The organism is Haloterrigena gelatinilytica (assembly GCF_013342145.1).
In the GTDB taxonomy this organism is placed as follows: domain Archaea; phylum Halobacteriota; class Halobacteria; order Halobacteriales; family Natrialbaceae; genus Haloterrigena; species Haloterrigena gelatinilytica.
Genome location: NZ_JABUQZ010000001.1, coordinates 3399815 through 3419793, shown reverse-complemented (window position 1 = coordinate 3419793; position 19979 = coordinate 3399815). Strand labels below are relative to the sequence as shown.

Below are 19979 nucleotides of genomic sequence, written 5' to 3'. Positions count from 1 at the left end.
TCTCGTGGCTCAAACGGCTCTTTGAGCTATCGTTCGGTTTGCAGCCACGGTTATCGACTATCGGTGGCCGGTTCCCCTTCAGTCGTTGCCAGCGGCTCGATTTCGATCTCTGCATCCACCTTTTTCCGCGTCGGGTTCGGTCGTTCCACTCCCTCACCTCTCGCGTAAAAATCTGTCTGCCGAGAGCAAAGCTCTCGCTGACCTTGCTTCGCTCCGCTCAGCAAGAGACCAAAAAGACCGGAACGGTCGACTTCGTCTCCCGTTCCGGAAACGTATGGTCTCAGTCCGACGCTTCAGCAGCTGCCAGCGGTTCGACCCCGATCTCCATCGTCACGCCCTCGACCTCCCACTCCTTGCGGTGGCCGTCGTCGATCTCGCCGAGTTCGTCGGCGCGGACCTCCTCGCGGATCAGGTCCTCGCGCTCGGCGACGAGGTCGGCCACGCGGTCGTCGCTGATCTCGAGGTCTAAGGCGATGCGCTCCTCGACGTCGAGGTCGAGGTCCTTGCGCATCTCCTGGACGCGGCGGATGACCTCGCGGGCGTACCCCTCGCTCTCGATGTCGTCGGTCAGCGAGGCGTCGACGTAGGCGACGCCGCGGTCGTCGCCGTTCAGCCCGAAGGCGGTGCCGGCGATGCCGTCGGGCGTCTGGGTGACGAACGAGACCATCTCGTCGGTGATCGATTCGCCCTCTTCGAGCACGTCTGCAACGGCCTCTTCGATCGCCTCGAGGCTCGGCTCGTCGATGCGGGCCTCGTTGAGCGCGTTCATGACCTGACCGGCGCGGTCGCCGAAAGCCGGGCCGAGTTCGCTCATGTCGGCCTCGGCGCTGTACTGGAGTTCTTCCCAGCGGTCCTCCGCGGAGACGAGCTCGATCTCGCGGGCGTTGAGTCGGTCCTCGAGCAGGTCGGTGTGGCGTTCGACGGCCTCGACGACGCGCTCGTCGCCGGCGGCGACGACGACCCGCGGAACCGGCCAGCGGAGCTTCCGACCGGCCTGCTGGCGGGCGTTCGCGCCGGCCTCCTCGATCGCCCGGAGGATGGCGACGTCGTCCTCGAGCTGTTCGTCCTGCCAGTACTCGTCGACCTCCGGCCAGTCTTCCATGTGGACGGTGTCGAACCCGTCGTCGCCGGTCAGCGTCCCGTAGATCTCCTCGCTGATGAACGGCGCGTACGGCGCGAGCAGGGCGACGCTCTCCCGGAGGACCCGATAGATCGTCGCGTAGGCGGCCCGCTTCGAGCCGCTGTCCTCCTCGGCCCACATGCGCTCGCGGACGGCCTGGACGTAGAACCGCGAGACGTCCTCGACGACGAACTCGATGAGCGCGTCGAGCGCGCGGTCCTGCCGGCGGTCCTCGAAGGCCGCGGTCATCTCGGCCTTCGTGGACTGGAGGCGGGCGAGCACCCACTCGTCGATGAGCTCGAGGTCCGAATCGACGTCGTCTCGCGGCTCCGCCGCTCGACTGTCCGCGGAGCTTCGCTCCGCGCTATCCTCGAGCGTGGTCTCCTGCGGGTCGAACTCGTCTAAGCGCATGTACGGCAGCGGGAACCGGAAGACGTTCCACAGCGTCCGGAGGTGGTTCTCCATCGTCTGCATCCCGTCCCAGTCGAAGCGCATGTCCTCGCCCTGCGGGTTGTTCGACAGCAGGAACATGCGCATGACGTCCCGGCCGTGGCGGTCGATGGCCTCGTGGGGGTCGATCAGGATGTCCTTGGACTTGCTCATCGCGCGGCCGTCGGGCATCAGCGCGTGGCCGTGCATCAGGACCTCCTGGTACGGGCTCTCGCCGAGCGCGGCGGTGCTCATCCCCAGCTGAGACCAGAACCAGCCCCGCGTCTGGTCGTGGGCCTCGAGGATGAAGTCGGCGGGCCAGAGCTCGTCGAATTTGCTGTCGTCCTCGGGGTAGTTCAGGGTGCCCCAGGAGGCGACCGAAGAGTCGAGCCAGACGTCGAAGACGTCGGGGACGCGGGTGTAGGTGGTCCCGTCCTCAGTGATGGTGAGGTCGTCGACCGTGTCCTTGTGGAGGTCGACGTCCTCGGGATCGACGTCCTGATCGACGCGTTCGGCGAGTTCCTCGCGGTCGCCGACGACGATCATGTCCTCGTCGTCGTCGCGGTCCTCGGGCGTCCAGACCGGCAGCGGGATGCCCCAGTAGCGCTGGCGCGAGACGTTCCAGTCGGGCGCCTCCTCGACGAAGTCGCGGAAGCGGTTGTCCCGCGCCCACTCGGGGTGCCACTCGCTGTCCTCGATGTTGTCCAGCAGTTCGTCCTTGACGTCGGTGATCGTGATGAACCACTGGTCGGTGACGATCTGGAGGATCCCCGTATCACAGCGCCAACAGTGGCCGTAGCTGTGGGTGACGGTGCCCGACGCGAGCAGCGCGCCGTTGTCCTCGAGGTCGTCCGTGATCTCCGGGTCGGCGTCCTTGACGAACTGGCCCTCGTACGTGCCGGCCTCCTCGGTGTAGACGCCGTCGCTGCCGACCGGACAGAAGATCGGGAAGCCGAGCTCGCGGCCCCGCTCGAAGTCCACTTCACCGTGGCCGGGCGCGGAGTGGACCAGCCCGGTGCCGTCGCCGTCGGTGTCGACGTAGTCGGCGGCGTAGACCTCGAGCGCGCCGTCGACGTCGACGTGGTCGGGCACCTCCTCGGCGAGCGGGTGCTCGTAGGACCAGCCGATCAGCTCCTCGCCGGACAGTTCGTCGACGACCTCGTAGTCGTCGTAGCGGCCCTCCCGGAGGACCTCCTCGTGTTTCGCGTCGGCGACGTACAGCAGCTCCTCCTCGCCGTCTTTCTCGGCCCGGACGCCGACGTAGTCGCCCGCCTCGTCGACGGCGACGAACGTGTTCGCCGGGATCGTCCACGGCGTCGTCGTCCAGATGACGAGCTTGCCCTCGCGCTCGGCGAGGTCGAACTTGACGTAGACGGAGGGGTCCTCGACGTCCTCGTACTCGACCTCGTTGTTCGCGATCGCGGTCTCGCAGCGCGGACACTGGGAGATCGAACGGTGGCCCTTCTCGACTAACCCGCGGTCGGCGGCCTTCGAGAAGCCCCACCAGGCGGCCTCCATGTACTCCGGTTCGACCGTCCGGTAGGGGTCGTCCCAGTCCATCCAGACGCCGAAGTCCTGGAAGTCCTCCTGGAGCCCCTCGAGTTGCTCGTCGGCGTAGTCCTTACACTCCTGGATGAAGTTCTCCTCGCCGAACTCCTCGATGTCCTTCTTGTTCTCGAAACCGAGTCGCTCCTCGACGCGGGTCTCGATGGGAAGGCCGTGCATGTCGTAGCCCGGCCGGTCGGTGACGTCGTACCCCTGCATCCGCAGGAACCGCAGGTAGACGTCCTTCAGCGACTTGTTCCAGGTCGTTCCCATGTGCGCCGACCCCGACGTGTACGGCGGCCCGTCGACGAAGAAGAACGACTCGCCGTCCGACCGGTGCTCGACCGTCTGCTCGTAGGCGTCGACGTCGTCCCAGTAGTCGAAGATCCGCCCCTCGAGTTCGTGCGGATCGTACTGGTCGTCGACCTCGCCGAATCTGCTCATACGGGAGCAATCTCACTCCGAGAGTAAAGGGGAATCGGTCCCGCTGGCGGCCGCGGAACTCGAGACGGCCGGGACGCTGACGACACCCTAAGCGTAGCCGCGAAAATCGACCGTCGGTGACGCTACTGCTCGATGCCGAACGCTCGCGCGAGCACCTTCTGGTAGCCGAGGCCGTAGACGCCGGCGTAGAGCATGACGCAGCCGATCGCCGCGAGCCAGAACGCGACCGTCGTCTCGCCCGCGCCGATGTGTTGCATGCTCGCGTACTCGGCGGCGAAGCCGATGACTGTCAGGACGCCCGCGGCGATCGTGTAGGCCACCATCGGGAGAAGTTCTGCGAGGAGTTCCGGAATTGCCGTTCCCATTACCTATCGAGAACCGCCGAGGGAAGGTAAATCTGTCTGCTCGACCGGGACGCGAATCCGAGCAACCTAACCCGGCGCCGGCCCACCTGACGGACGTGTCTCCCTCCGACACCGATCCGGCCTATCCGACCGACCGAAACGTCGTCGAACCCGACTGCGAGCGCTGTCCGGCGCTCGCCGAGCACCGCGAGTGCATCTCGTGGGGGACGGGACCGCTCGACGCCAGCGTGCTGGTGATCGGGGAGGCCCCCGGTCCCGGGACCCCCGACGCCGAGCGCTGGCGGGGCGGCAACTGGACCGGCAAGGCCTACACCTCCCGTCACTCCGGCCGGCGCATCCGCCGGATGCTCGAGCGGGTCGGCTACGGCGACGACGCCTACTACACGAACGCCGTGAAGTGTTTTCCAGCCGATCCCGAAGACCCCACGAGTAACCGAGAACCGACGCCCGCGGAGCGGACGAACTGCCGCGGCCACCTGCTGACCGAGATCGAGACCGTCGATCCCGACGTCGTCCTCGCGACCGGGAAACACGCGACGGCGAGCGTCCTCGCGGCCGAAGACCGCACCCTCGAGGGCTTCATCGACACGGTCCTCGAACCGGTGGACTGTGAGCGACTCGAGACGACGCTCCTGCCGATCCTGCACCCTTCGTATCAAGACGTCTGGATCGGACGGCTGGGATACGAACCCGAGGAATATCTCGCGGCGATCGGCGAGGCGCTCGAGGAGTCGTGTGGTCCGGGCAGCGAGTAGCGACCCGACCGCGGTCTCGCATCGCTACCGGAGACGCCGAACGGTCGTCGCCCCGCTACGTCCGCTGCGATTCGGCGCTCGCTCGGAGCGAAGCGGGCGCGACGTCCCACCGATCCGCGGTGACGCCGTCGACGCCGGCCTCGTGTAGCGCGCGGACGTCGTCGGTCGTCCGTGCGGCCTTCCACGCGATGACGTCGAACCCGCGATCGCGGGCGGCGGACACGACGTCGGTTTCGACGCAGAGGTCGTAGTGCGGGAAGACGTGCGTACAGTCGAGTTCGACCGCGCGCGAGAGGTTCTCCTCGGGTTCCTCGCCGAAGAGCAAGCCGTTCGGGACGTCCAGATAGTTCGTCTCGATCTCGGCCAGCGCCTCGGGGAGAAACGACGTGACGCGGACGTCGGCGCCGACCGTCATCGCCAACTGCAACGTCTCCGAGGCGATCCCCCGTTCTTTCAGTTCGAGTTGCAGGGTGACGTCGTCCGGGACGGTCCGCAGAACCGTCTCGAGGCGCGGAATCGATTCGCCCGACTCGAGGACGGTCAGGTCGCGGAGTTCGGTCCACGGCGTCTCCGCGACGCGGCCGTCCGCGTCGGTGACGCGCTCGAGGGTTTCGTCGTGAAATACCACCAGTTCGCCCGACCCGCACCGCCGAACGTCGACTTCGACCGCCGGCAGCCGACGAGCGGCTTCGCGGAGCGCGAGGAGGGTGTTCTCCGGAAACTGATCCGCACAGCCGCGATGGCCGATTATCTCCATCTATCCGGGTCCCGGCACCCGCTGGCAATCAACATTTTGGTTCCACTGCGCCGTTCCGTACAATCGTCCAGAATGTATCGAACGTTGACCGGCGCGGTCACGGAGTAGCGGCGCGGAACCGTCTCAAGGCCGCTTCCGGACTCCCGCCGCGTTCGGTCACCGATCGGCTGCGACGATGCCGGTCACGCACACCGGATCCGATCGGAGGCGAGCCACGCTCGCAGTCGGCCGAGGTCGGTCGGTCGATTGAGCTCCACGTGTCGCTCGGCCGGGATCAACAGCGGCCGCGTCGGCGTCCGCGGGTAGACGCAGGGGTACCAGTCCCGGAGCCGTTCGCGCAGGATTCGCATCGCGGCCGTTCGGTGCTCGCGGCTCACGACGCCGAAGCCGGCGTGCTGGTGACCCTCGATGAGTCCGTACGCCGAGACGCGTCCCGTCTCGTCCCACCGAATCGCCGTCTCCGCGCTCTGGAGCCCCGGAATGCATCCGACGAGGTTGAGCCGGCCGTCGAGGGCGTCGAACGCTCCCGCCAGCCGACCGACCTCCCGTTCGTCGACGAGGACGTCGCCGTTTATCACCAGCAGATCGTCGTCGATCCGCTCGAGCGCGAGGAGCAGCGACGCGGCGTTCTCGTACCGGTCCCAGCCCTCGAGGACGATCGGATCGACGGGCTCGTACCGCTCGAGAACGGTCTCGTGACGGTATCCCAGTACGACGCTCGTTCCGTCCGCGTACGGCTCGAGCAGGTCGCGCTGTCGATCGTACAGCGTCCGGCCGTCGAACTCGAGGAAGGCCTTCGGAACGTCGTCGGTGTACGGTCGCATCCGCCGGCCCCGTCCCGCGGCGAGGATCACGCCCCGCATCGCAACACCTCGCTGGCGGCGCGTTCGCCGGCCCGGCCGTCCATCGGAATTCCGAGGTCCTCGAGCCACGACTCGCGACGGCGGGCGACGGGTGCGGGCTCGCCGTTGTTGTAGAGGTCGTCGACGAGCGCGAGATCGATCGCGTCCGTCGTGACGCCGATCTCCGGAACCGCGCGGTCCGGCGCGTCGATGTCCGTCAGCTGGACGAGCGGCCGTCCGGTGTGGAGCCACTCGGCGATCGACCCCGAGTAGTCCGAGACGAGGACGTCGGACCGCCGCATGCTCTCGGTCGGCGTCGCGGTCTCGTCGAAGACGACGTTCGGTAGCTCGGCGATTCGAGCCCTGCACTCGCGCGTGACGGCCAGCCCCGGCCCCTCGCGTCTGTCGGTCGGATGGGGCCGAAAGAGCAGTTCGTACTCGGTGCCGGCGAAGCACTCCACGACCGAACGGGCGGTGTTCGCGTACGCGCCGCGGCCGACCATGTAGTTCGTCGGCGCGTACAGCACCCGGCGCTCGCGGGGCGGCGGCGCGTCGACCAGCGCGTCGGCTTCCGGGAGGCCGACGACGGCCACGGTCACGTCGGGCGGCGCGGCGGCCCGATAGGCCCTGGCCCACCGCTCGCCGGGCGCGAGGGCGGCGGCGACGCGCTCGAGCATCGTCCCGGTCGTCACGGAAATCTCGCCGCGGCCGATCGAGGCGCCGTGTCGGAGGTGAACGAGCGGGTACTCCTCGTAGAAGGAGAACCGCTCGATCCCGAACCGATGATTGTAGACGACGACGGCCGGATCGATCGCTCGCACGTTCTCGTCGACCGCGCCGGGATCCCGGACCTCGATCTCCGCGATGCGGTCGCTACAGCCGCGCGCGTCCGCTCTGACCGGGACGAACGCCGATTCGACGTCCACGTGCCGGTCGATCGCCTCGAACGTCTTCCGCATGAACGGTCGCTCGATGGCGTACAGTACCGCTACCATCTCGAAGTCACCCGAGCACCCGTCTCGAGCGGTAGCGTCGCGGTCTGCGTGCCGACACAGCGGTTCCGTTCGGTCGCCGTGCGAATGATACCCACGAATAGGGTGGACAACGTACTAATACTTGCAGCTTGCCGCCGCTACGTAGGTCGACTGTTCACTATGGACGAACGTTCTACACCGACTGTGAGATATTCGGGACTGTCAGCTGAATCCGCTGGGTCGAACGCGGCGTCGCGGCTCGTCGGTTCGGAGCATCGCCGAAAACCGTCGGCGGTGGTGTGTCGGGGTTCGTGACGTGGTGGCCGCCGACGATCGTGCGGTCGACCCGGTGTGACCAGCGTGACGGTGTCGGTCCGGTACAGGTGTGCGATGTCGCACGAGGTTCCCCATCGGCGCGATACGACAGGCCCCCGCTGGGCACTCTCACCGAGACGGCGCGGGGTATTGAACGGCCCCGATCGTCCATCACGATTCTCGACACGTAAGCACAGCTAGCCGGACTTTACGCCAGTTCACACTGTTCGCGGTCGATGACGGTCGCCGATCGGTGGCGATTCCGACCGCGAGGTCGGCGAGTAAGCTTCTTACAGCCGGCCGACACACACTCGCGTATGAGTACGATCTTCAGCCAGATCGTCGAGGGGGAGATCCCCGCTCGAGTCGTGTACGAAGACGAGACGACGATCGCCTTCCTCGACGCCAATCCGCTGGCGCCGGGGCACACGCTGGTTATCCCGAAAGACGAGTACGAGCGGCTGAACGACGTCCCCGACGACGTCGCCGAGGACCTCTACGCGACGGTCCACCGGCTGGTGCCCGCCGTCGAGGAGAGCGTCGACGCCGACGCCTCGACGGTCGCGTTCAACAACGGCGAGGAAGCGGGTCAAGAAGTGCCCCACGTCCACTGTCACATCGTCCCGCGGTTCGACGACGACGGCGCCGGGCCGATCCACGCCATGTTCGGCGGCCAGGAAGACATCGACGACGACCGACTCGACGAGATCGCCGACGCGATCGAGTCTCGAGCCTGAGACTGCGGCCCGTCTTCGCAGATCCGCGGTGAGCGCGGCGGTGAGAGCGCAGCGACCGATCCCGCCGCCGAATTGCCGTGACGTTTTTGATCGTCGCCCGTCACTCTCGCGTATGCTCGCCGATATCGCCGCCCAGTTCCGGGCCCATCCCGTCGCCACGATCCTCGAGTTAGGGAGCGTGGTCGTCTGTCTGTTCCTGTTCCTGGGGACGCTCGCGCTGTTCTCCACCGGACTCCCGACGGGTCGAGGGGATCCGTGGCTCGCCCTCATCGGCGTCGGCGCGGTCTTCGTCGTCTTCTGGACCGCGCTGGTGCCGCTGTACGAGCGGTTCGTGTACGCGCAGTGAGTCGATCACTGGTGACGTATCAGCGACGGGCCGACACTTCGGGGCAGTAATTTTCTCTGCGACGGCGCGCGCTGTCGGTCGGCCGAACGGTAGTGAGGCGACCGACGATACTGCGCGAGGGATGAGTAAGCGAGTATGCGAGCGAACGAATCGGCTGGGGAGGGTGTGGTCCCCCTAGCTGCCACGATTCGCAGAGCGCTTCGGCTCGGACTCGATTTTGAAGCGAACCTCGACCGATGCTCGGTTGACTCGAGGGAACACGTTCGCTGCTCGCCCACCACGGTGCAGCGCGCGCCACCGCACGTCGATTGATCGGAACGGGGCCGGAGAGAGACTGTCCGCGTCTCAGAACAGCGGTCCGATGAACAGGTTGCCGTAGCCCAGCGCGACCAGCAGGCCGAGGAACGTCGGGACGAGAAACGGCGTGCCCGGCGAGATCCAGACCGTCTCCTCGGTCGCGAGCACCTCGAGGCCCTCCCGTAGTTCGGCGGGCCGAGTCCCGTAGGCCGAGCCCTCGATGTCCTCGAGGAAGGCGTCGGCGCCCCACGGGTCGTCGGTCGATACCTCGAGCCCGTCGGTGGTGGAATCGGTCTCGAGTTCGCTCTCGCCCTCGAGCGTCGCGCCGCCGTCGCCGCGAACCGCGGCGGTGACGGCGCCGTCGGTCGGGGGATTGGGCTCGACGGGCAGGGTCGCCGGATCGCGGTAGCGGTCGGGGTCCTCGCGGACGTCGGCCAGCGTCAGGCCGCGCCAGCGGAGGTACATCCGGAGGGCGTCGAGGTCGAGCCCGCCCCGGGAGGGGCCGTCGGGCGTCTCGAGGAGGCGGCCGTGGGTTTCGGGGATCGCGTCCCACGAGACTGGCCAGCCGATGAACATGACGCCGGCGAACCGGCCGGCGACGGCGTTGCAGACGGCGAGGAAGATCGGGGCGGCGAGGCCGATGAAGACGGTGTTGACCAGGACGGTAAAGGCGAACGCCTCGACGGGCATGGACGTCACCGGGAACGTCCACGAGCCGACCGCGTACTCCGGGTACACCGGGAAGAACAGGGCCAACACGAGCAAGGCCTTCGCGTCCGCGCCGCCGATCCCGCCGATCCACCAGAACAGGTAGGCGATGGGGACGACGAACCCCAGGCTCACCGTCGTCGGCAGGAGAAAGTCGTAGGTCCAGGCGGTCCCGCCGGCCGTCCAGGCGAGCCACCCGTCCCAGACGAGCAGGACGGCGCCGAGCAGGGAGAGGGGGATCCAGACGGCGCTCGAGACGCGCCTGGTCTCGATGTCGCGGACGGCGACCCAGGCGAAGACCGGAACGGCGACGAGCCGCAGGAGATCCGGGGCCGTCGCGACGTCAGTGAGAGTCACAGGTGGTGCTCTCGAAGCGGGGGAGTGTTATCCTTTCGGCTCTCCCGGCCTTCGGGCGGGGACTCCCGACCGACGTTCTCGGCCGCGCCGCGAGGGAGTCGCCACGTCACTCGACGGCGTCGAACTCCTCGCAGTCCTCCGAGTGAAAGTGCGCCTTCTGCCCGCTGCAATCTCCGCGATGTTCGAATTCGCGGGCTGACTAACTGCGATCGAGCTGGCGTCGGTGCTCCTCCAAGGAGTGGTCCTCGAGTTCGCTTCTCGAGTCGAACACGTCACCACAGATTGGACAGTCGTGATTACCGGACAGAGGCGATGGGCCGTCCGTTAGCGGGAAACGCTTCAGCCTTTCACACGCTGCTGCGCGGACGAGTCGCGTACAGAATCTCGGACGCGGAGTTGTACTTCGGGAGTGCAGACTCACACGAGTGGAAGTTCCTCAGAGACCAGACGCAGGTGTCGAACAGCAACTCGGCTGAGAGTCGGGACTAACCGAGAACCGGGACGCGAGATACGTCGAAAAAACGTTGTTGTGGCCACGACGTGGCCCGTTTCTAGTTTAAATGACGCGGTTCTGGAGGTAGTCGAGGTGCTTGGCGTTGTACACGATCTTGACCTCGTCGGTCTCGGCGGAACCGATGCAGGTCAGGCGGACGTTCTTCTCCTCGACCTCCTCGTCCGAGAGGATCTGCTGCATGTCCATGTCGATCTCGCCCTCGAAGACGATGGCCGCGCAGTTCGCGCAGGCGCCTGCGCGACACGAGAAGGGCCAGTCGTAGCCCTGCGCCTCGGCGGCCTCGAGGATGTACTCGCCCTCGGCGACGTCGAGGGTACCGTAGTCCTCCTCGTCGAGGCCGGCGTCGGCGGCCTGCTCGAAGAGGTCGTCGTCGTCCATGTCCCAGCCCTGGTCGTCCAGTACTTCGTAGTTGAGGTATTCTACCGTGGGCATCACTCGGTGATTCACGTCCCGCACTGGTATAGCTTGCTGTTCAGTCCTAAATTGTCTTTGAATCGGAATTTGGAAGTTCGAAGGGAAGAATGTCCATATTTAGCAACTAATAGTCCACAAAGAGGGAGAGAAAAGGAAACGTTTCAACCAACGCTCTCAGTTCCTGCATCGATTGCCGCTTTTCACGTCTGCTACCACACTGAACGGGTCGAACGGCGAGCCGTCGGCGAATCCGACCGCCGACGGAGCGTCGTCGACTCGAGAGTGCCGGTTGCGATCGATCGTCGAACGTCTCGACTAGAAGCCGAATATCGGCACGAATCGGAACGTGATGAACGCGCCGACGGTCGAGATGATCGGGACGACGTTTTGCATGAGGATGACGCGGGCGGTCGTCGATGGATCGAAGAGGTCCGACGCCTTCGGGATGTCTTCGGGCTCCTCCTCGCCGATGTCGGGGGACTGTTCGCCCTCCTCTTCGGCGGTGAGTGCGCCGACGGAGACGCGGGTCTCTTCGCCGCGAGCGGCGTCTGACAGCGTCGTCGTCCGCGTCGCGCGTCCCCAGCCCAATCCGACGATGCTCATCGTCGCGATGACGACGAAACTCGCGGGGATGCCGATCGCGGAGAGGCCGACGACGATGGTCGAACTGATGACAGCGACGACGATCGCGGCCGTCAGCGGCAGGTTCGTGATGTCGTTGCCCAGCGTGTCGAGCGTCCGGCGGGCGATGGTGAAACAGCCGACGGCGACGGCCGCGGATCCGATCAGGATCAGCGTCACCATGTCGACGTCGCCGGTGCCGTAGATCGGGGCGATCGCGTTGGCGATGTTGCTCGTCCCCGAGGAAAAGCCCATCAGACAGCCGATGCCGACGACGACGAACGCGCCGGTGACCTCCCGCCGGTCGCCGTCGGCCCCGAACCGGAGACGCGGCACGACACTGGACCGGTCGACCGAGATCATCGGCTCGCCGCCCGTGCTCCCCTCGATGGCGACCCAGGCGTTGATCCGCGGGTAGAAGTACCGGCCGACGACGCCGGCCACCCAGAAGCCGATGATCGGCGCGACGATCCACCAGACGACGATCTCGCCCAGTACCGACCAGTCGAGTTCGCCGGTCGCCAGCCCGAGGGCGGCGATGGCGCCGACGGCGGTCATCGACGTCGAGGCCGGGACGCCGGCGTAGTTGCCGACGAACAGCGCGCCGCCGATGAAGAAGAGGACGGCGACGTTCGAGCGCAGCGTGAAGATCGAGGTGTCGGTGACGAGCTCCTCGCCGAGCGTGGTGACGACCTGCGGACCGATGGTGTAGGCCCCGATAAAGAAGAAGACCGACATCAGCCCGGCGGCCATCACCTTCGTGATGACGTTCGCGCCGACGGCCGGACCGAACGCCGGTCCCGTCGTCGAGCCGCCGATGTTGTAGCCGACGAAGATCGCGGTGAGGATTCCGACGATAAGCAGCGGTTCCGCGTTCACGTCCCGTAGTCATACGAACCGATACTAAAAACGCGCACATTCGCGATTCCCTTGCCGAGACGACCTCGAGTCGAACGGAACGCGACGACCGGATGCAGTCGACGACCGACTCACCGAACGACGACCACCGGTACCGGTGATCGTCGAAACACCTTCTCCGCGACGTTGCCGACGAAGATGCGGTCCGCGACGGTCCCGCCGTGACTGCCGATCACGACCGTCTCGTAGTCGTCGGCGCAACCGACGATCGCGCGGACGGGGTGGCCGAATTCGATCTCCGTACGGAGGACGACGTCGTCGTCGGCGTCGGTGACGATCTCGCGTGCCCGTTCGAACACCGTCTCCGCGTGCTCGCGGGCCGCCTCCTCGATATCGTCGGCGAGCGCGAGACCCGTCGCTCGCCCCCACATCGGAGACGGCTCACCGACGACGTGGAGAACGGTTATCTCGGCGTTCGGAAACGCGTCGATCGCGTACTCGAGCGCGTATTCGCTCATCTCCGATCCGTCCATCGGCACGAGGACGTCTGAGACCATACGCCCCCTCCCACGGCGACGGGAATAAGCCCACGGGCGGGCCGCCGTTCGCACGGATCGCCGGGGGCGTCGGCCGTCGTCTTCCGCCCCCAGTACCAAGGGGGTGTGTCGCATAGATACTCGCGACCACGGACCGACCATGGATCGCGACGCGCCGGCGGTCGGCGAGGGAACCAACATCGACGACGAAGCGCCGCGTATCGAACCGACGATCGAAACCGAAGCGGCGACGAAGACCGACGACGCCGAACTCGAGCGGACGCTCGGACTCGTCGGCGGCCTCGCGATCGGTATCGGGACGATGATCGGTGCGGGTATCTTCGTCTTCCCCGGCTTGGCGGCGGGACGCGCGGGCCCCGCCGCGGCTGGCTCGTTCGCGATCGGGGCGGTGATCGCGCTCTTCGTGGCGCTGCCGGCGTCGGAACTCGCGACGGCGATGCCGAAAAGCGGCGGCGGCTACTACTTCATCTCGCGCGGACTCGGGACGTTCGCCGGGACCGTCGTCGGACTGTCGCTGTGGCTGGGGCTCGTGTTCGCGACGGCGTTCTACCTGGTCGGGTTCGGGTATTACGCCGTCGACACGCTCGCGGAGCTCGGAATCGCGGTCGGCAACGGACTGGTGATCCCGCTGGCGCTGCTGTTCGGCGCCGGGTTCACGGTGTTGAACGTCACGGGAACGGAGAACGCGGCGAAGCTCCAGAACGGAATCGTCGCGCTGTTGCTCTCGATTCTGGTGTGCTTTCTGGGCTTCGGCGGGCTCGACGCGCTCGGCCTCGTCGGCGAACCGGCCGCGCCCGAGCGGTTCGCCCCGTTCGGCGCGTTTCCCGTGTTGACGACGTCGGCTCTCGTGTTCACCTCCTATCTCGGCTTCGCACAGATCGCGACCGTCGCCGGCGAGATGAGAGACCCCGGCCGGAACCTGCCGCTTTCGATGGTCGGCTCCGTGCTCATCGTCGGGACCCTGTACGTGGTGACCATCTTCGTCGCGACGAGCGCGTTCGGAAGCGAACGCCTCGCCGAACTCGGCGAGACGGCGATGGTCGAAGTCGGGCGCCACTACCTCGGTTCGATCGGCGCGTTGGCGATCGTCTTCGGCGGCCTGCTCGCGACGATCTCGAGCGCCAACGCCTCGATCCTCAGCACGTCGCGGGCGGTCTACGCCGTCTCGAGGGACGCCTTGCTCCCGCGGCGGGCGAGTCGAATCAACCTCAGGTACGGGACGCCCCACGTCGCGCTCGGGTTGGCCGGCGGACCGATCCTCGTGTTGGTCGCCACCGGACAGGTGGAGCTGCTCGCGGAGGTCGCGTCCTTCCTGCACCTCGTCATGTACGGCCTGATCTGCGTCGCGCTCGTCTCGCTTCGCCGCGACGAGCCCGAGTGGTACGATCCCGCCTTCCGGACGCCCGGCTATCCGGTCGTCCCGGCGGTGGGGGCGGTCGCCAGCTTCGGGCTCATCGGATTCATGCAACCCGCTTCGCAGATCACCGGCGTCGCGGTGATGGCCGTGACCGCCGGCTGGTACTTCTATTACGCGCGCGACGTGACGCTACGGGGGGCGCTGTGATGACGCGCGTCCTCGTTCCGCTGACCGTGCTCGAGGGCGAATCGGTTTCGCCCGGACTCGTCCGCCTGCTCGAGCCGGTCGACGTGACCGTCCTCGGCTACCACGTCCTGCCCGAGCAGACGCCGCCGGATCAGGCGCGGCTCCAGTACGGCGAGCGGGCGACCGACGCGCTCGCCGACCTGGCGACGGCGTTCGAGGACGACGGACGCGAGGCCGACTACCGGCTCGCGTTCACGCACGATCGGGACCAGACGATCGATCGAGTCGCCGCCGAGACGGAGTCGCGAGCGTACGTCATCACGGGCGCCGCGGGATCGGTCGATCGACTCTTCGTGGCGCTCACCGGCGACGTCGCCGTCGACCGCATCCTCGAGTTCGTCGTCGAACTGGTCGGCGACCGCGAGATCGGCGTCACGCTGTTCCTCGCGACCGACGCGGAGGCCGACGGCCGACTGGCGCTCGAGGAGGCCGTCGAAACCCTCTCGAGGCGCGGAATCGACGCGGCGTCGACGCTCGTCGTGAGCGAGGGGCCGCTCGACGCCGTCAGCGGCGCGCCCTTTGACGCGCTCAGGGAAGCCGCGGCGGAGCACGACGCGATCGTCGTGGGCGAGCACGCCCCGTCGCTCCAGTCGTTCCTGCTCGGCGAGAAACCCGAGCGGATCGCCGCCGAGTCTGTCGGCCCGGTTCTGGTGGTTCGCCCTCCCGCTCGAGACGCGTCGTCGGCGTCGCTATCGGATTCGTCGTGAGGATCGTCTCGACGCTCACTCGGTTACTCGGCTGCAGCGTCGCGTTCCTCCTCCTCGTCGGCGGGCTCGAGGTACTCTCCGCGGACGACGAGGACCGGATCGGCCGTCCGCTTCGCGATCCGCTCGGCGCGGTCTCGAAGGACGTACCGACGGATCGACGGTCGACTCTCGCCCGCGACGATCGCGTCGTGTTCGTCCGCGGCCTCGAGGATCGCCTCCGTCGGCGAGTCGGCGACGACGACCGAGCGAGAGATCCGATCGCGGCCGACCCCCGCGTCCTCGAGCGCGTCGGCCGTCGTCGCGAGCAGTTCGTCCCCTCGATTCCGGTCTCGTTCGTCCGCGACGACGTGAAAGAGGGTCACGTCGATCTCCGTCCCGTCCAGCACCGTGGCGACGAGTCGCGCCTTGTGCTCGACGTTAATGTCGCTCCGAATCGCGACGAGAAACCGCTCGAGGACCGGCGCCGGATTGAGAATCAAGACGGCGTCACACTCCGCTTCGACCGCGACGCGTTCGAACGTCTTGAAGCGATCGTGCGTGAACACGAGCCGCGAGGTGACGGGACAGCCGGCGGCTTCGAACACCGACCGACGCTCCTCGAGTTCGCGCGCGGCTCGCCGCTGGTACTGATCGCGCGCCTGATCCGGCGACGTCTGTTCGGGGACTTCGTGATACCCGAGCAAGACGACCGGGATCGACGCGAACGCGTCGACGATGGTCGTGGGAACGCCCTCCCCGCGGAGTACCGCGACGGGAACGAGCACGCGGTGATCGCCAGTGTCAGGCATTGGCGAATGCCTCGGGTTCGCATACGGGACAGCGGGTAATATACCCCCTGCAGGAAAGCGAGCACCGATACCGATCGCCGTCGGCGTCTCGCGTCGGACAGCGGCGGCGTCAGAGTCCGAAGAGGGGGACGAACCGAAACGTGGCGTACGCGCCGACCGTCGCGATCATCGGGACGACGTTCTGCATGAGCACGACGCGGGCCGTCGTCGCCGGATCGAAGAGATCGGCCGCGCTCGGGATCCGCTCGGGTTCCTCTTCGCCGATCGGCGGCAACTCCTCTCCCTCCCGATCGGCGGTCAGCGCGCCGACCGAGACCGGCGGCGACTCCTCGCCGCGGACCGCCTCGGAGACCGTCACCGGTCGCGTCGCCCGCCCCCAGCCCAGACCGATGATGCACATCGTCGCGATGATGACGAAACTCGCCGGAATGCCGATCGCGGAGAGGAAGATCACGAGCGAGGCGCTGACCGTCGCCGTGACGATCGCCGCCGTCAGCGGCAGCTCCGTGAGCTCGTTGCCCATCGTCTCGAGGGTGCGCCGTGCGATCGTGACCGTCCCGATCCCGACCGCGACACAGCCGATGACGATGGCGGGATTCATCTCGAGTTCGCCGCTGCCGACGAGCGGGGCGATCGCGTTCGCGATGTTCGAGGTCCCGGAACTGAACGCCATCAGGCAGCCGATGACGATCACCATCGCCACGCCGCCCAGTTCGCGCCGGTTGGTGGTGTCGCTCGGAGTCGGGATCGGAACGCGGCCGGACCGATCGATCCGAACGAGCGGGCCGACGCTGCGTTCCATCGCGAGCGTTCGATTGAGGGACGAGTAGAAGTAGCGGCCGATGATCAGCGAGACCCAGAATCCGATGAACGGGGAGACGATCCACCAGATGGCGATCTGCCCCATTACGACCCAGTTGAGTTCCCCGGCGGCGAGTGCGAGTCCCGCGATCGAGCCGACGGCGGTCATCGACGTCGAGGCGGGGACGCCGAAGAAGTTCCCGATGAACAGCGCCACGCCGATGAAAAAGAGGACGCCGACGCTCGCCTCGAGCGTGAAGACCCCGGGATCGTAGACGAGGTCGCCCCCGAGGGTCTCGACGACGCGCCGCCCGATCGTCCACGCACCGACGAAGAAAAACACCGTCATCAGTACGCCGGCGGTCGTCTTCGAGATGGCGTCGGCACCGACGGCCGGACCGAACGCCGGTCCCGTCGTCGCGCCGCCGATGTTGTAGCCCACGAAGACGGCCACGAGAATCCCCACGAGCAGCAGCACGGACACCATACTGATGTACGGCTTTCACGTCGATTCGGATATTCGTTGTGCCGTCGTGTACGTCGCGAGAATCGACGGAACGTCGGGTGTGAGTGGTGTCCGCGTCAGTGAACCGATACGGCTTCGAGGGGTTACCGACCCGAGTTCTCGGTCCCGTCTCCGCCGCCCGCCGCGTCGTCGGCGACCGTCTCCTCGAGGAGGTCCTCGATCTCGTCTTCGCGCGGACGACGGTCGATGCGCTCGTCGACGGTTTCGATCTGTTGTTGGACCGCGTCGACCTGCTCGCCGATCGACTGTTCGACGGCCTCTTCGACCGTCTCTTCTACTTCCCTCGTCATCCACTCCGGATCGAAGCGCGCCATCTTCCAGATCACGTGCAACGCGTACGAGACGAGGACGCCCAGGCCGAGCGCCAATCCGACTCGCGTTCCCTCGACGACGATCAGAACGACCGAGACGAAAATCAGTACGCCGTAGGCGAGATCGATGATCGCGTCGATACGGGTCGGATTCATCGTTCGGGCTGCCCCTTCAGCGTAGTCGCAGGTCGGTTTCGGACTCGTTTCACACGGACGCTCATAACGTCGTGTCATTTCAGGGTAGCGTGTGAAATCACTTGGGGAGAACTGCATCAGACGCCCCAGAAGAACGCGATCCCGAGGACGGTGACCACCGAGAGCAGCACCTGCAGCGGCGCGCCGATCCGCGCGTAGTCGCTGAAGCGGTAGCCGCCGGGGCCGTAGACGAAGAGGTTCGTCTGGTAGCCGATCGGCCCCAGAAAGGCCGTGCTCGCGGCGAAGGTGACCGCCAGGACGAACGCGAACGGGTTCGCGCCGATTCCCGCCGCCGCCGCGGCCGCGACCGGGATCAGGAGCACGACGCTGGCGTTGTTGCTGATGACCTCAGTGAGCAGCCCGGTCAGGATGTAGAATAACCAGAGCACGGCCAGCGTCGGCAGGAAGCCGGCCGCCTCGACGACCAGGAAGGCGAGGTAGGCGGCCGCGCCGCTTCCCTCGAGGGCGATCCCGAGCGGGATCACGCCCGCCAGCAGGAAGATGATGTCCCACTCGACGGCGTCGTACAGTTCGTTCGGATCCAAGACGCCCGTGACGACCATCGCGACCACGCCCGCGAGCGCGGAGATCAGGATCGGATAGATCTCGAGGGCCGCCACCGCGACGACGCCGATCATGATGGCGACGGCGATCGGCGCCTTGTCGGCGCGGTACTCGGAGCGGGGCGGTTCGCGGGCGACGATCACGCCGTCGCGCCGCGAGAGTCGATTCAGCGTGTCGGGCGGCGCCTGAATGAGCAGCGTGTCGCCGACGTCGAGCCGGCGGCCGACGATCCGCTCGCCGACGAGCGCCCCGTGGCGCCGGAGGCCGAGGACGGCGGCGCCGAACTCCTCGCGAAACGACTCGGGATCGAGGCGTTCGCCGACCAGTTGCGAGTCCATCGCGACGACCAGCTCCGTGATGATCCCCGACTCGCCGTCCGGAGAGAGATTCGCGGCGGTGTCGGGCTGGCCGACGAGTTCGACGCCTTCGGCGTCTTCGAGGGTCGCGATCGCGTTCCGGTTCGTGCGGACGACGAGGACGTCGCCCTCCGCGAGGTGGGTGCTTCGACGGGGCGCGACCGATCGGTCCTCGTCGCGGACGACCTGTACGACGTCGATCTCGGGACCGAACCTGTCGGTCGCCTCGCCGACCGTCTCCCCCACGAGCGGCGAGCCGGGGACCACCGCGACGTCGGCGATGTAGTCTCCGACGTCGTACTCCTCGAGGTAGTCCGCCCGCGGCGGAACCCGCTCGGGGAGGAGGTAGTGACCGACGAAGATCAAGTATAACGAGCCGGTGATGACGACGATGACCCCCAACTGCGTGAACTCGAACATCGAGAACCGGTGAAGCTCGGGGTACTGTGAGCCGAGTCGAGCGCTGACGTCGCTGGCGAGGATGTTCGTCGAGGTGCCGATCAGGGTGAGCATCCCGCCGACCTGCGAGGCGTACGACAGCGGAATCAGCAGCTTCGAGGGCGAGGTGTTCCCGCGGTTGGCGACGTCGGTGACGACCGGGACGAGCAGCGCGACGACCGGCGTGTTGTTCAGAAAGCCGGAGACCGGCGCGGTCGCGGCGACGGTCGCGAACAGCTGCTTCCGGAGACTCTCGCCCGCGAAGGCGGCCATCCGCCGTCCCAGTTCCTGGACGAGTCCCGTCCGGCTGATGCCGCCGCTGAGGATCAACATCGCCAGCACCGTGATCGTCGCCTCGTTGGCGAACCCGGAGATGCCGGTCTCGGGGTCGATCCCCGTCCACGGCTCGAGGACGACCAGAATCACGATCAGCAGGATCGCGGTCACGTCGATCGGCAGCCGTTCGGTGACGAACAACGCGAGCGCGAGCGCGAGGACGCCGAAGACGACGAGGGCGTCCGTCGTCAGTTCGGGCCGGGTCGCGAGGTCCTGTGCGAGCGCGACGGGGGCCGTCATCCGGTTACCACAGCCCACGCGGCCTCGGGCCGTAAGCGCTCGCCACGAGATCCGGACTGTAACGGCTCGAGAGTCGTCACCGACGCTGATACGCGTCCGTCGCCTGCGCCGCTGCGCGGCGTCGCCGGCGCCGAAGTCGGTGGCTTTAGGCCCGCGCCC

18 protein-coding genes are annotated in these 19979 nt (G+C 67.0%); 5 read left to right on the top strand and 13 right to left on the bottom strand.

Translation table 11 applies throughout. The features are described 5' to 3' along the window. Positions 1-280: 280 nt before the first annotated feature. Both ileS and HTZ84_RS16975 read right to left on the bottom strand, forming a co-directional pair. Positions 281-3538, bottom strand: a complete 3258-nt coding sequence (gene ileS / locus HTZ84_RS16980; RefSeq protein WP_174681757.1) for an isoleucine--tRNA ligase — start codon at positions 3536-3538, stop codon at positions 281-283. Between the two features lie 122 nt (positions 3539-3660). After that, positions 3661-3903 (bottom strand): hypothetical protein, encoded by a 243-nt coding sequence (locus HTZ84_RS16975; RefSeq protein ID WP_174681756.1) that lies wholly within the window; start codon positions 3901-3903, stop codon positions 3661-3663. A gap of 86 nt (positions 3904-3989) precedes the next feature. Between HTZ84_RS16975 and HTZ84_RS16970 the strand changes: the two genes are divergently transcribed. Next, the gene (locus HTZ84_RS16970) at positions 3990-4658 is read left to right on the top strand and encodes a uracil-DNA glycosylase (RefSeq protein WP_217468394.1); all 669 of its coding nucleotides are present in this window, start codon (positions 3990-3992) and stop codon (positions 4656-4658) included. A 55-nt stretch (positions 4659-4713) separates the two neighbouring features. Here HTZ84_RS16970 and HTZ84_RS16965 read toward each other — a convergent pair whose 3' ends face one another. The 3 genes from HTZ84_RS16965 to HTZ84_RS16955 all read right to left on the bottom strand — a co-directional run bounded on the left by HTZ84_RS16965 (position 4714) and on the right by HTZ84_RS16955 (position 7252). Further along, entirely contained in the window at positions 4714-5415 is a 702-nt protein-coding gene (locus HTZ84_RS16965) for a glycerophosphodiester phosphodiesterase (protein ID WP_174681754.1), read from the bottom strand. Between the two features lie 182 nt (positions 5416-5597). After that, the gene (locus tag HTZ84_RS16960) at positions 5598-6278 is read right to left on the bottom strand and encodes an NTP transferase domain-containing protein (protein ID WP_174681753.1); all 681 of its coding nucleotides are present in this window, start codon (positions 6276-6278) and stop codon (positions 5598-5600) included. After that, positions 6266-7252: a hypothetical protein gene (locus HTZ84_RS16955; protein WP_174681752.1), complete on the bottom strand. Its 987-nt coding sequence runs from the start codon at positions 7250-7252 to the stop codon at positions 6266-6268. The genes HTZ84_RS16960 and HTZ84_RS16955 overlap by 13 nt, the downstream gene beginning before the upstream one ends. Before the next feature lie 611 nt (positions 7253-7863). Here HTZ84_RS16955 and HTZ84_RS16950 point away from each other — a divergent pair. Together HTZ84_RS16950 and HTZ84_RS16945 are read left to right on the top strand one after the other, a co-directional pair. After that, positions 7864-8283, top strand: a complete 420-nt coding sequence (locus HTZ84_RS16950; RefSeq protein ID WP_174681751.1) for an HIT family protein — start codon at positions 7864-7866, stop codon at positions 8281-8283. A gap of 112 nt (positions 8284-8395) precedes the next feature. After that, on the top strand, positions 8396-8629 hold the full coding sequence (locus HTZ84_RS16945) for a hypothetical protein (RefSeq protein ID WP_174681750.1): 234 nt from the start codon (positions 8396-8398) through the stop codon (positions 8627-8629). 345 nt (positions 8630-8974) lie between these two features. Here the strand turns inward: HTZ84_RS16945 and HTZ84_RS16940 are convergent, their stop codons facing one another. From HTZ84_RS16940 to HTZ84_RS16925, 4 genes are all read right to left on the bottom strand, one after another. Beyond that, on the bottom strand, positions 8975-9991 hold the full coding sequence (locus tag HTZ84_RS16940) for an A24 family peptidase (RefSeq protein WP_174681749.1): 1017 nt from the start codon (positions 9989-9991) through the stop codon (positions 8975-8977). Between the two features lie 556 nt (positions 9992-10547). Continuing rightward, positions 10548-10937, bottom strand: a complete 390-nt coding sequence (gene fer / locus HTZ84_RS16935; protein WP_174681748.1) for a ferredoxin Fer — start codon at positions 10935-10937, stop codon at positions 10548-10550. A 297-nt stretch (positions 10938-11234) separates the two neighbouring features. Continuing rightward, complete coding sequence (locus tag HTZ84_RS16930) at positions 11235-12419, bottom strand: inorganic phosphate transporter (protein ID WP_174681747.1); 1185 nt, start codon at positions 12417-12419, stop codon at positions 11235-11237. 110 nt (positions 12420-12529) lie between these two features. Continuing rightward, positions 12530-12955 carry a universal stress protein gene (locus HTZ84_RS16925; protein ID WP_174681746.1) on the bottom strand — a complete coding sequence of 142 codons (426 nt, stop codon included), beginning with the start codon at positions 12953-12955 and terminating at the stop codon, positions 12530-12532. Positions 12956-13094: 139 nt separating this feature from the next. Here HTZ84_RS16925 and HTZ84_RS16920 point away from each other — a divergent pair, with 139 nt between their 5' ends. Then, positions 13095-14519, top strand: a complete 1425-nt coding sequence (locus tag HTZ84_RS16920; protein WP_174681745.1) for an APC family permease — start codon at positions 13095-13097, stop codon at positions 14517-14519. Continuing rightward, on the top strand, positions 14519-15265 hold the full coding sequence (locus HTZ84_RS16915) for a universal stress protein (protein WP_174681744.1): 747 nt from the start codon (positions 14519-14521) through the stop codon (positions 15263-15265). The genes HTZ84_RS16920 and HTZ84_RS16915 overlap by 1 nt, the downstream gene beginning before the upstream one ends. Positions 15266-15288: 23 nt before the next feature. Here the strand turns inward: HTZ84_RS16915 and HTZ84_RS16910 are convergent, their stop codons facing one another. From HTZ84_RS16910 to HTZ84_RS16895, 4 genes are all read right to left on the bottom strand, one after another. Beyond that, positions 15289-16053: a universal stress protein gene (locus tag HTZ84_RS16910; protein WP_174681743.1), complete on the bottom strand. Its 765-nt coding sequence runs from the start codon at positions 16051-16053 to the stop codon at positions 15289-15291. 109 nt (positions 16054-16162) lie between these two features. Continuing rightward, positions 16163-17341 carry an inorganic phosphate transporter gene (locus tag HTZ84_RS16905; RefSeq protein WP_174681742.1) on the bottom strand — a complete coding sequence of 393 codons (1179 nt, stop codon included), beginning with the start codon at positions 17339-17341 and terminating at the stop codon, positions 16163-16165. A gap of 122 nt (positions 17342-17463) precedes the next feature. Next, a complete protein-coding gene (locus HTZ84_RS16900; RefSeq protein ID WP_174681741.1) occupies positions 17464-17847 on the bottom strand; it encodes a hypothetical protein in 384 nt (127 codons plus the stop codon). A gap of 116 nt (positions 17848-17963) precedes the next feature. Then, positions 17964-19820 carry an SLC13 family permease gene (locus HTZ84_RS16895; protein WP_174681740.1) on the bottom strand — a complete coding sequence of 619 codons (1857 nt, stop codon included), beginning with the start codon at positions 19818-19820 and terminating at the stop codon, positions 17964-17966. Positions 19821-19979 lie beyond the last annotated feature (159 nt).

Excerpts from the sequence above, each read along its gene's own strand:
- HTZ84_RS16975 (WP_174681756.1), bottom strand. The coding sequence starts at position 3,903 with ATGGGAACGGCAATTCCGGAACTCCTCGCAGAACTTCTCCCGATGGTG.
- HTZ84_RS16910 (WP_174681743.1), bottom strand. The coding sequence starts at position 16,053 with ATGCCTGACACTGGCGATCACCGCGTGCTCGTTCCCGTCGCGGTACTC.
- ileS (WP_174681757.1), bottom strand. The coding sequence starts at position 3,538 with ATGAGCAGATTCGGCGAGGTCGACGACCAGTACGATCCGCACGAACTC.
- HTZ84_RS16900 (WP_174681741.1), bottom strand. The coding sequence starts at position 17,847 with ATGAATCCGACCCGTATCGACGCGATCATCGATCTCGCCTACGGCGTA.
- HTZ84_RS16960 (WP_174681753.1), bottom strand. The coding sequence starts at position 6,278 with ATGCGGGGCGTGATCCTCGCCGCGGGACGGGGCCGGCGGATGCGACCG.
- HTZ84_RS16905 (WP_174681742.1), bottom strand. The coding sequence starts at position 17,341 with ATGGTGTCCGTGCTGCTGCTCGTGGGGATTCTCGTGGCCGTCTTCGTG.
- HTZ84_RS16965 (WP_174681754.1), bottom strand. The coding sequence starts at position 5,415 with ATGGAGATAATCGGCCATCGCGGCTGTGCGGATCAGTTTCCGGAGAAC.
- HTZ84_RS16945 (WP_174681750.1), top strand. The coding sequence starts at position 8,396 with ATGCTCGCCGATATCGCCGCCCAGTTCCGGGCCCATCCCGTCGCCACG.
- HTZ84_RS16925 (WP_174681746.1), bottom strand. The coding sequence starts at position 12,955 with ATGGTCTCAGACGTCCTCGTGCCGATGGACGGATCGGAGATGAGCGAA.
- fer (WP_174681748.1), bottom strand. The coding sequence starts at position 10,937 with ATGCCCACGGTAGAATACCTCAACTACGAAGTACTGGACGACCAGGGC.
- HTZ84_RS16955 (WP_174681752.1), bottom strand. The coding sequence starts at position 7,252 with ATGGTAGCGGTACTGTACGCCATCGAGCGACCGTTCATGCGGAAGACG.
- HTZ84_RS16920 (WP_174681745.1), top strand. The coding sequence starts at position 13,095 with ATGGATCGCGACGCGCCGGCGGTCGGCGAGGGAACCAACATCGACGAC.
- HTZ84_RS16915 (WP_174681744.1), top strand. The coding sequence starts at position 14,519 with ATGACGCGCGTCCTCGTTCCGCTGACCGTGCTCGAGGGCGAATCGGTT.
- HTZ84_RS16950 (WP_174681751.1), top strand. The coding sequence starts at position 7,864 with ATGAGTACGATCTTCAGCCAGATCGTCGAGGGGGAGATCCCCGCTCGA.
- HTZ84_RS16895 (WP_174681740.1), bottom strand. The coding sequence starts at position 19,820 with ATGACGGCCCCCGTCGCGCTCGCACAGGACCTCGCGACCCGGCCCGAA.